This is a genomic window from Weizmannia agrestimuris, assembly GCF_943193165.1.
Classification (GTDB): domain Bacteria; phylum Bacillota; class Bacilli; order Bacillales; family Bacillaceae_C; genus Weizmannia; species Weizmannia faecalis.
Window position 1 is genome coordinate 1 of record NZ_CALPDC010000077.1, and the last position, 6459, is coordinate 6459.

The window sequence follows — 6459 nt, forward strand, 5'->3', positions numbered from 1 at the left end:
TCCTTCATAACCGTGATGAAAGACAATTCGTTGCAAGGGAGCCGGTGATTTGTCCTTCATAACCGTGATGAAAGACAATTCGTTGCAAGGGAGCCGGTGATTTGTCCTTCATAACCGTGATGAAAGACATTTCTTTGCAGGGGAGCCGGTGATTTGTCCTTCATAACCGTGATGAAGGACATTTCGTTGCAGGGGAGCCGGTGATTTGTCCTTCATAACCGTGATGAAGGACATTTCGTTGCAAGGGAGCTAATCATTTGTCCTTCATAATCGTGATGAAGGACATTTCATTGCAAGGGAACCGATCATTTGTCCTTCATCCTCTCAATCATAAAAAATGGTAGAGCTTCTGTGCGCAAACTTCGGCACGACGCATGGTCTCTTAGAAACTATTAAACAGACAAAAGAGGGTTTCATACGTACTGTACTTTTTAAAACCCATTAAAAAGAAAAAACGGAATCCCGCGCAAAATGCCTGTTTTTTAAAAGTGCCGTCAAAAAGACAACAATGAGATGCAAAGCCTTGCATGTGAACGAGGTCTCCCGCCGTCCTGGCAAAGACGGTTGATTCTAAACGCCAGGACAGGTACAATAAACTATGTAAACGCTTTCAAAAACAAGTCCATAAACTTCAGCATGGAAAAGGGGAATGGCATGATCAGCGAAAAGTTTCTCAATACCAGGTTATTGGACATCGTGTTTGAAAAAACATACTCCGGCACATTGATCGTGGATCACGAAGGTTATATCCGTTACATGAGCCGTAATTTTTGCGATTTTTTGAAAGTGGAACGAAACGAAGTGATTGGCGAACACGTGACCCATACAATTGAAAATACAAGAATGCATCTTGTGGTGAAAACGGGAAAAGCCGAACTTGCCCAGCTGCAGTTTTTAAGAGGCGAATATGTCATCGCAAACCGTATTCCGATCATAGAAGATGGAAAAATTCTCGGGGCTGTCGGGATTATCATTTTCAGAGATCTATACGATTGGCAAAAGCTGAACACCCATATCCGGCATATGCTGTCGCAAAGCCGGTTTTTACTTGAGAAGCAGCCCCGTGCAGCCGGCGTAAAATATATGCTCAACGATCTGATTGGCACCTCCCGGCAAATGGCGCTCCTGAAAGAAAAAATCAAAAAGGTGGCGCGCGGGGATATCACTGTATTGATTACCGGAGAGAGCGGGACCGGAAAGGAGCTGGTTGCCCACAGCATTCACAGCTCTAGCGATCGGAGCAGTGGTCCGTTTATCAAAATCAACTGCGGCGCGATTCCCGAACATCTCATGGAATCCGAGCTGTTCGGATATGAAGAAGGATCGTTCACCGGTGCGAAAAAAGGCGGCAAGCCCGGCAAGTTCCAGGCGGCGGAAGGGGGGACGATTTTTCTCGATGAGATCGGCGACATGCCGGTAATGATGCAGGTAAAACTATTGCGCGTGCTACAGGAAAAAGAAATCGAACCGGTCGGCGCGGTCCATCCAAAACCGATCGATGTCCGTATCATCGCGGCAACAAACCAACCGCTTAAAGAACTGGTCGAACAAAACCGTTTCAGAAAAGACTTGTACTATCGCATCAATGCCATCCAGCTGGATATCCCTCCGCTCCGCACCAGGGCGGAAGATATCCCACTTTTGGCGCGGCATTTCCTAAAGAAAGCATCATCCGGTCTCGGCAAAAGGGTCACCGGTTTCAGCCCTGAAGCCCTCTCCGCGCTCGAAGGGTACAATTGGCCGGGAAACATCCGCGAACTGGAAAATGCTGTTCACGCAGCGGTCTACATGGCCTCTTCGGATGCGATCGGGTTAAAGGACCTGCCTGACGCAATCCGTGAACACTTAAACAGAAAAAAAGAAAGCAGTTTGAAAGAAAGAATGGAGGCAGCGGAAAAACAAATGATTGAGGAAGCGCTGCGGGCTGCCTGTTTTGATAAAAAACAGGCGGCAAAAGCCCTCGGGATTGGCCACTCCACGCTTTACGACAAAATGAAAAAGCTTCGTATTGAGGTAAAATGAACGCAGTTTTTCACGTCAAACGATCAGGATAGATATTGCTTCTATATAGGGCTTGCTGAATAAGCGAAATTCCTGGATTTGGAAAGGATGCTGACAGCTTTGGCAACCATTTAAACAAATCCAGGGAAATGCTTGCACTCGAAAGCCGATTCAACGTATGGAGAAGATCAAATCCCCCTTTTCGCAAAAGAATTCTTCTATATTTTGAGACAGAGCTTGCAGACAAATGGGGCACAAACTCAGAATCGGATTCGTTCAGCAAGCCCTATATAAAATGAACTTAAGTTTTGACATCAAGCCCGAACATCCACTTGCAGGAGCACTATTTTTTAATCATCCGGAAATCCGGATTGGCCTTCTGAAATTCCGAATCTGTTTTTCTGCCATAAAGCCGCTGTTTGCATCATAAATTGGTAAAGAACGTTTCGGAAAACGGGAAACCCGGCCGCCTTTTCCAACACGTACATGTTGTTTTCCGCTTCTTTTCAAGCTGGCATGGTTCTTGCTTTTTATAGGGCATCAAAGTGTGGGAAGGGGGAACATGGTTGCACGTTGGCTGGATGATCAAGAACATTGCAGAAGATCCGGATCCAGCTGTTTCCGGAAAAACTGCAGTGCAGGAAGAAACCGGAAGAGCATGGACTTTCAAGGAATTGCACGCGATTTCCAATGCTTATGCAAACAAGCTTACACAGCTTGGCGTTCGGAAAGGAGACCGGGTCGGCATTCTGCTCTATAACTGCCTTGAGTATTTCGGCCTTTATTTTGCGGCGGCGAAAATCGGGGCAATTGCAGTCCGCTTGAATTTCCGCTTGTCAAGCCCCGAACTGGTCTATTGCTTAAACGACTCCGGCACAAAAATATTATGTTTTCACGCAGGTATGACCGGGCGGATTGAGCCGATTCAGCACGAGGTGCCGGTTGAACAATTGATCTGCCTTCAGGATGGAGCATCAGCCGTTCCGGGATGGGCGCAGCCGTTTTCCGTGCTCGGGGAAGGGGAGCAGGAAGACCCCTTGGTGCCGTCCATCCACTTAAATGACCCGGTGATGCTGATGTATACGTCCGGGACGACGGGAAGGCCAAAAGGTGCAATTTGGACGCATAATACGGCATTCTGGTTTTCAGCCATTCAAGCTTTGAAATGGGGGTTTTCAGCCCGGGAAACGGCCATGACAACAGGGCCGCTCTACCATGTCGGCGCAATGGAAGACATTGCTTTGCCGGTTCTCATGCGGGGCGGGACCGTCATCATTACAAAAAGCAAAAACTTCGAGATCCGGAGAGTCCTGTCCGTCATGGAAAAGGAAAGGGTAACATGCTGTTTTTTATTCCCATTTATGATCTATGAAATGCTGCATTTGCCGGATTTGGCACAGTACCGGCTGGAAGCGCTGAAGACGATTTACACCGGCGGGGATCCGCTCATGCCTTGGGCTTTGGAGAGCATCCGGGCGCATTTTCCGCACATTGGCGTCGTCCAGGTGTACGGTTTGACAGAAGGGCAGCCGATTGCCGCTTCACTCGACCCGCAGGATGCCGCAAGAAAAGGCAGTACAGTCGGAAAACCGATGCCTTTGACTGCGATTCAAATTGTAGATGATGCCGGGAACCCGCTTCCTGCAGGAGAAGTAGGGGAAATTCTCATTAAGAGCCCTGCTGTTTCAGAAGGATATTGGAAAAAACCGGAAGCGACAATGGAGACGTTTGCGGATGGCTGGTGCAAAACAGGGGATCTCGGCTTTTTTGATCCGGAAGGGTTTTTGACCGTTGCCGGCAGGAAGAAAGATATGATCCGGAGCGGCGGGGAAAACATTTATCCTGCCGAAATAGAAGATGTGCTTTACCGCCACGAAGCGGTGAAAGAAGTCTCTGTGATCGGCATCCCCGATCCGAAGTACATTGAAGCGGTTTGCGCCATTATTGTAAAAAAAGATGGCGCGCGGCTGACAGAAAAAGAAGTGGCCGAATTTTGCAAACGCCATCTTGCAAGCTATAAAAAACCGCGCAAGGTCATTTTCGTGAAAGAAATTCCGCGCACGCCTTCCGGAAAAGTGCAGAAATTCAAACTCCGCGAACAGTTTGGCGCGGGATAAAGATATAAAAAAGATTTTTAAAAAAATTAAATTCATTTTTCCGACCGATCACCGGAAAGGAGCATGTCCATGGAACAAAGCGGCATTGCCAAAAGCAAACTCGTTTATCCAAGTGATGATAAAATCCGTTCAACCGAAATCGGTTCAAGTGAAGCATTCGAGGAACTGCTGCGCCTGTCGCAAACGGATCCGGCAGTATTTTGGGGGCGCGTTGCCAATAAGCTCACCTGGTATGAACCGTGGAAGGAAACAATGGCAGGCAGCCTCCCCGGGTTCCGCTTTTTTGAAGGCGGGGTGAGCAACCCGTGTGTGAACCTGCTTGACCGCCATGTCGAAAACGGCGCCGGCAATCGGACGGCGCTCATATGGGAAGGGGAAAACGGCGATTCGAAGTTTTTCACTTATCATATGCTGCTTGCAGAAGTAAACCGGTTCAGCAATGTGCTGCGCGGGTTCGGCGTAAAAAAAGGCGACTGCGTGGCGATTTTCCTGCCAAACTTAGCGGAAGCGGCAATCGCCGTGCTTGCGTGCTTCCGGATTGGCGCGATTTACAATACCATTTTTTCCGGATACTCGGAAAAATCGCTGAAAGACCGGCTTGTGAATTTTGAACCGAAAGTCATCGTGACGGCCGATGCAACCGAACGGAGAGGGAAAAAGATTTTTCTCAAGGAAAAAGTCGACCGGGTTGTGCCGGACATTCCGTCTGTCAAAGCGGTCGTCGTGGTGGACCGGCTCAGGACGGATGTTAATATGCAGGCGGGACGCGACTATTGGTGGCATGAAGAAACAAGGAAGGCAAGCATCCATTGTGAGCCGGAGCGGCTGGAAGCAAATGAGTACGGCATTGTGTTCTACACAAGCGGCACGACCGGGAAACCAAAAGGTGTAGTCCATTCCGGCATGGCGTTTGTTGTGCAAAATTACATTTACGCCAAGTACCATATGGACCATCGCGATGACGATGTGCTCTGGTGCTCGGCGGATATCGGCTGGCTTACGATGCATATTTGGGGCATTGCCGGCGCGCTTTCAAACGGTGTCACAACCGTCTTTTACGAAGGGGCGATTGATTATCCGGAAAAAGACCGGTTTTACCGGATCATTGAAAAGTACCGGGTGAACAAATTGTTTACAGCTCCGACCGCACTGAGGATGTTGAAAAGCATGGGGGAGCATCCGCTTGAAAAATATGATTTATCGTGCCTGGATGTCGTCTCCCTTGTCGGCGAGCCGTTTGATGCGGAAACATGGCAGTGGACATATGAAGTGCTCGGGAGAAAAAAGATTTGCGTGAATAACACATGGGGGCAGACGGAAACAGCCGGATCGCCGCTTGCCGGTGCCGCCTGGCTGACCCCGATGAAACCGGGTTCTGCGGGCCGGCCGTTTTTAGGCGCTGTAATCGATGTCGTCGATCAGGAAGGAAATCCGGTGCCGCGGGGGACGCTCGGAAACCTTGTCATTCAAAAGCCGTTTCCGATGCTGTGCCGCACGCTTTGGAAAGAGCCGGAACGTTATCTCGGCTCGTATTTCAGCCAGGTGGACGGCTGCTACTATGCAAGCGACCTGGCGATGATTGATGAGGACGGCTACGTATGGGTCACCGGCCGTTCGGATGATGCGTTCAATGTTGCAGGGCACAGGCTGAGCACGATGGAAATGGAAAGTGCGGTGCTCGAAACCCCGGGTGTATCTGAAACCGCTGTCATTGGCGTGCCGGATGAAATCAAGGGCGAGGTGCCGGTCTGCTTTGTGCGTTTGAGCGACGGGACGGAGGAAAGTGAAGAACTGAAAGAAGCGATCAAGGCCCGGATTGTCGATCAAATCGGGAAAATTGCCGTGCCGAAAGCGATTTTGTTTACGGACACGTTGCCCAAAACAGTGAGCGGGAAAATCATGCGCCGCTTGTTAAAGGAAATTGTCGTAAACGGTGCGGCTACAGGGGATATGACCGGCCTCGAGGATCCCGCAACCATTGCGCGCATTGAACAGCTGGTGGCCAGCCACAGGGCGGAAAGATAAACAATGCCTTAAAAAGGAAGGTTTGCCCTCCACATTTTTGACAGGAAACCGGCCGGGCCGCCAGTAAAAAGAAGGGCGTTACTGTTTGCCCGCCGGTCCCTTGCAGCGTTTTACAGGGAATCGGAAGCGAACTGGAAAAAGGAGTATGCGGCGGTTGATTTTTTCGCAATCCCGGCGGCTGCACCTGAAAAGTCAGCAAGAATGCAAAAAAACCGGCGCACCGGATTATCCTGCGCCGCAAAAGTCCTACGGTGTGATGTCAAGGGTTAAAAACAAGTGAATTGGAAATTTTGTTGGCTCTATGTCGTAAAAATGG

The 6459-nt window shown here is 49.5% G+C and carries 3 protein-coding genes; all 3 read left to right on the forward strand.

Annotation, left to right across the window (positions count from 1 at the left end; genetic code table 11):
• The first annotated feature begins 654 nt into the window (after positions 1–654).
• The 3 genes from NFR98_RS15365 (at position 655) to NFR98_RS15375 (ending at position 6143) form a co-directional block, all read left to right on the forward strand.
• Positions 655–2022 carry a sigma-54 interaction domain-containing protein gene (locus NFR98_RS15365; protein WP_251460544.1) on the forward strand — a complete coding sequence of 456 codons (1368 nt, stop codon included), beginning with the start codon at positions 655–657 and terminating at the stop codon, positions 2020–2022.
• Positions 2023–2567: 545 nt separating this feature from the next.
• A complete protein-coding gene (locus tag NFR98_RS15370) occupies positions 2568–4118 on the forward strand; it encodes a class I adenylate-forming enzyme family protein (protein ID WP_251460547.1) in 1551 nt (516 codons plus the stop codon).
• A 69-nt stretch (positions 4119–4187) separates the two neighbouring features.
• On the forward strand, positions 4188–6143 hold the full coding sequence (locus tag NFR98_RS15375; RefSeq protein ID WP_026684088.1) for an acetate--CoA ligase: 1956 nt from the start codon (positions 4188–4190) through the stop codon (positions 6141–6143).
• Positions 6144–6459: the final 316 nt, after the last annotated feature.